Below are 4,697 nucleotides of genomic sequence, written 5' to 3' on the forward strand. Positions count from 1 at the left end.
ATACCTGCATTCTGTCGATAGGCAATTGAGCCTTGTCTGAACAAAACGAAAGACGGCGGTTTGCCAATCGCAGCAGGGTAGAGAATGGCCATGTAAGCATCTTCTAAGCTATTAATTTTATTTCGATAGGGCCAATAGTACGCTTTCACATAGTCAAGTTGTTCAAGCGCGCTCATTCTCGCAAGAGTCTTTGTGTTCACTCCTAATGATTCTGCGGTAGAGGGCATAAATTGAATTAACCCTGTAGCCCCGCTTCCGGAACCATTTTTGATGCTTGGACTGAAAGTTTCAGCAGTTTCAAATGCCATGCACGCCATAAGATGATTAGGATTGATCTTTAGCTCTTTACTAATACGGATGACTTTAGATTTGAACTCTGGAGAAACTTTACCTCCCCACGCGACCGCGTTCTCGGGATCTGCAATCGAAGAGACCGTTGATGCGTCATGTTCTTCGACAATTTTAGAAAGTAGAGGAAGCGTTTGGCGTAGTCGATGGCTCGAACTCACCAAGCGAATTGATTTGGTAAGAAACTTGTCTTTTTTTTGATGTAGTTTTTGGAACTTTACTAACTTATACAGTTGCTTATAAACCGTTTTCACAACGAAGCCGGATGTAGGGAACACTCCCAGAATGTAATCCATTTCCTACAAATTTAATATAAATATCAGCAACAGGAATTCTAGATGTGATCAATGTCACCATAAAAATTCTCAAATTCGATACACACCGATGTAAGTGGTCAATGTGTCTCCAACACGCTAGAAGTAAAAGTAAAGAGGCATTAAAAAGGTCTTACCAATTTTTTGGTAAGACCTGGGCTTACTGATTCTCGGATAAGCGAATGTATATTCTTACAGTTCAGCTTCCCGAACCAGTTCTGCAAGCGTCGACAAACGCTGCTCACTTTGTTTTACGTAAGGATTATTCGTATCCCAAGCATATCCAGCCAAAATCGCACTAATCATCTGTTTAATACGTGGGTTCGGGTTTTGATAGAAAATCACATCTTGCAACGTGCCGTTGTACCAGCCTTCCACATAAGTGCGGAATGTGTTCACTCCCACCATTAAGCGTTGCGAGTACTCTTCTTGCCAATCAACCTTTTCACCATTCAGGTGACGAACCACGCAGTCCGCTGCAAACTCTGCCGATTTCATGGCGATAGTGACACCCGATGAAAATACAGGATCAAGAAACTCACCAGCATTACCAAGCAACGCGTAGTGCTCTGTCGCTAAACGTTTGACGTTAGCAGAATAGCCACCCAACTCGCCCGCTGGATTCGGGTAATTCGCGTTTCGCAATAAAGCAGCCAAACCCGGCTCTTCATTGGCTAACTGCTGCAACGCTGCAATCTTATCTTCTGGGTATTGTTCGAAAAATTCTGGCTCACCCACCACACCAAACGAACAGGTACCATTAGAGAATGGGATTAGCCAGTACCATACGTCGTGATTTTCAGGATGAACTGAAATTAAAATTTTGTTGCGATCGTATTCCGGCTCTTGGGGAGAGATATGATCTTCGATATGGGTAAAGATCGCTTTTCTAAGCGGAAGACAAGAAGGTTCTTCTAGCTCCAACAAGCGTGGCAAAACACGCCCAAAGCCACTTGCATCCAGCACAAAATCTGCTTCGATTTGATAAGCCTTCTTATTTGAGTCGAGCACTTCTAATCGAGACTTTTTCCCTTCAAACACTAGGTTGAGCAGCTCATGCTGATAACGAATCTCTACGCCTTGCTCTTCAGCGCTATCTGCCAATACTTTATCAAAGTTGGCACGTTGAACCTGAAACGTCGTGCCCGGTCCTGGTGTGTATTTGTTTGTAAAGTCGAACTGGGTGTATACGCCATTACGACGAAATGCAGCACCATCTTTATACTGGAAACCAAACTGCTTTACTGCATGAGTCATTCCTGCTTGTTCAACAACTTCCATACATGCAGGGAGTAGGCTTTCTCCTATGGAAAAACGTGGAAAAGTCGCTTTTTCTAAGACAACAACATCTATGCCACGCGATTTTAATAAGGCAGAAACGGTTGAACCTGATGGCCCCGCTCCTACGACAACAACTTGCTTGAGCTCTGTTTTCATTCTGAATTTAGTTTGCTTGTAGTTTTAATAAGGTATGACCAAGGCCAATATTGTCGGTTCTTTCAACGACAGATAAACCTGCCGCTTCGACAATTTCTAAGAAATCATCACTGCGATAAAAGCGACTATTACCGTTAGCTAAACAGGTAAAATAAAGAGAAGTGGCATTAAGGCTATAGGAAGCTCCCGCGTATTTTTGAGCATCCCAAAACAGCTCCAATACGTAAATAGTATCTCCCTTCGTTAACTGGGCTTTAACTTTTTTAAGGATATTGAGGATCTCAATTGGGGAAAAGCAATCCAAGAACTGGCTCATCCACCATACGTCAGCATGCTCAGGCAATGTTTGTGCTTTATCAAGCATGTTTGCAGGGTATGGACGTACACGCTCGACGAACTGGTTTTCTGAAACATTCTTCATCGCTACTTCTAATTGCTGCGGTAAATCAACAATCGTCACTTGAACGTCAGGGTCATGTTTACAACACTGAATCGCCCATTTTCCCGTATTTCCGCCAATATCCACAAGATGCTTTGGCTTCCTTGCAAATACCTCTTTAAGCAGAAGTGGGAACGAGCGATCCGAATAGAAATGATCGAACTTAAACCAGCTCTGTTTGGCTTGTTCTGGTAACGTCGATAGACCTTGATAAATGGTCTCCCAATTGCCCAACGCTTTCAAACCTGACGGTTTACCTTCTTGAATTGCTTCCGTCAAATGCATCATCGCGGCGTAACAAACATCTGCCGTAAAATCCATGTTTGCATTCGTCATACCATCATGAAGAAGGTAAAAACCAAGGTTTGCAAGCGAATAGTTAGGTCGTTCCCATAAAACAATATGCGCACTAATCGCCATATCCAACAGTACTTTAACACCATATTCTGATACTCCCGTTTTCTCGGCAATATCTGTGGCACTCATGCCTTGTGCGCCAGCGCTGTCTAAAGCGGCTAAAATACCTAAATCTCGAAGCGTTTTGGCGGTCTGGAACACGATTGGTGCAAAAGATAACTTCTGAGCCTCTGTCTTCGCTTCAAAAGCATTAAAAGGGTCATTATTTTGATTTAACACGGAAAAACCTAACTGCAATTAATAGTTTTATTGTTGAGATTGATTGCCCAACAATGCAATAGCTCGCTGAATATCAACATTCAAGTTGTTTACCCAACGATTGTAATTGCGGTGGATTTTGCCATCACTTGCTTTGAGATTTACTGAGTTGAGATAAATAATTGAGTAATATTTATTATTGTATGGGATTTTTACTTCTGCAGAGTGTTTACGAACGTGGATTTTTGCAATAAGAACACCAGGGCTTACTTCTTCGATCGTCCAGCCTCGGTTAGTTGCTGATTGCACTATGGCCATTTTTACTTGTTTATTTTGAAGATCATAAGCAACTGGAGTATCCTCCACATTCATTACAGGTTGTACTCGTCCACAACCAACAAGAAGCAAAGTTAATAATAACGAGACATACAGCTTAAAACGCGACATGATAATTTCCTTTTTATTGTGAATTTGGGTCAACCCCAATTTGTATCGAGCTGTAAAATAAACAATTTAACCCAATATGCCAAACTCGAAGATCAACATTTCGTTCAATATTGATGCGTGGACAGCGAATTCATTAGGTTTATCCGAATCCAATGAATGGAAACAATGGGCAACAGAGATAAAATGGCCAGAAGATGGCAAAATCAATGTTGCAAATATTCCTGCGATGATGCGCAGAAGAATGAGCCCACTCAGTAAACTGGCGGTACAAACTGCAATCGAAATGCTTAATCAACATCAAGTTGATTACCTTGTATTTTCAAGCCGTCATGGTGAACTGCATCGCAGCGTCGCACTAGTTGAAGATATAATTAATGGAGAAGAGGCGTCTCCGATGGCTTTTTCTCAATCGGTGCACAATACCGCCGCAGGGCTTGCCACTATCGCAACTAAACAACCCATTCCCCTAACTTCTATCGCTGCGGCAGAAAACACATTCCAAAGCGCAATATTAGAAGCATGGCTGTTTTTGTCCGACAATCCTGACAAAAAAGTACTGCTTGTTGATTTTGATGAGCCTATGCCTGACTCTTATTTAGAATATGAAAGCCAACAATACCAAGGGTTTGGACTTGGCTTAATACTTTCTCATGGAGACAAGTTCGCGATACAAAGCTCCATAAACGCAGAACGTTCCGGTCATCCTCTTCCTCAAGGTTTAGTATTTTTGCAACAATACTTGTTAGATAAAAGCCAGTGGACTATTTTCGCTCCGCAACAAGCTTGGGAATGGCACAAAAAATGACTCGCTTAAATCAGTATTGGCGTGTGCTAGCAACAGGCTTTTGTTTTTCAGTATTTGGGTTAGGTGGTTTAGTACTGAGTTTCATTGTTATTCCGACCATTCGTATTTTTGTTTCAGACCAAACGGAACGCGAATATAAAGTTCAGGGTGCGATTCGATATTCATTCAACACATTTTGTAAATTGATGAAGCTAAGTGGCGCAATCGATTATCAAATTATTGGTGCCGATATTCTTCAACAAGATCGTAATTGTTTAATTGTTGCCAACCACCCTAGTTTAATCGATTACGT

General features: G+C 41.8%; 5 protein-coding genes and 1 pseudogene. 2 read left to right on the forward strand and 4 right to left on the reverse strand.

Annotated elements, in window-relative coordinates:
* The 4 genes from IQR33_RS29185 to IQR33_RS29200 form a co-directional block, all read right to left on the reverse strand.
* Positions 1–644 (reverse strand): transglycosylase SLT domain-containing protein (locus tag IQR33_RS29185; RefSeq protein ID WP_228014215.1); only part of this gene is annotated, 644 nt, incomplete at its 3' end.
* Between the two features lie 210 nt (positions 645–854).
* Positions 855–2,099, reverse strand: coding sequence for an NAD(P)/FAD-dependent oxidoreductase (locus tag IQR33_RS29190; RefSeq protein WP_193837666.1), 1,245 nt, complete (start codon positions 2,097–2,099; stop codon positions 855–857).
* Positions 2,100–2,106: 7 nt separating this feature from the next.
* Positions 2,107–3,174 (reverse strand): methyltransferase, encoded by a 1,068-nt coding sequence (locus IQR33_RS29195; RefSeq protein ID WP_193837665.1) that lies wholly within the window; start codon positions 3,172–3,174, stop codon positions 2,107–2,109.
* A gap of 27 nt (positions 3,175–3,201) precedes the next feature.
* The gene (locus tag IQR33_RS29200) at positions 3,202–3,600 is read right to left on the reverse strand and encodes a hypothetical protein (protein WP_005382272.1); all 399 of its coding nucleotides are present in this window, start codon (positions 3,598–3,600) and stop codon (positions 3,202–3,204) included.
* A gap of 76 nt (positions 3,601–3,676) precedes the next feature.
* On the opposite strand from IQR33_RS29200, the gene IQR33_RS29205 reads away from it, so the two are divergent.
* The gene (locus tag IQR33_RS29205; RefSeq protein WP_193837664.1) at positions 3,677–4,405 is read left to right on the forward strand and encodes a beta-ketoacyl synthase chain length factor; all 729 of its coding nucleotides are present in this window, start codon (positions 3,677–3,679) and stop codon (positions 4,403–4,405) included.
* Positions 4,402–4,697 (forward strand): annotated as a pseudogene (locus IQR33_RS29210) (1-acyl-sn-glycerol-3-phosphate acyltransferase); the annotation flags it as partial. The gene IQR33_RS29205 and the pseudogene IQR33_RS29210, both read left to right, overlap by 4 nt.

It is taken from the genome of Vibrio sp. OPT46 (genome assembly GCF_015163535.1).
GTDB classification, from domain to species: Bacteria; Pseudomonadota; Gammaproteobacteria; order Enterobacterales; family Vibrionaceae; genus Vibrio; species Vibrio alginolyticus.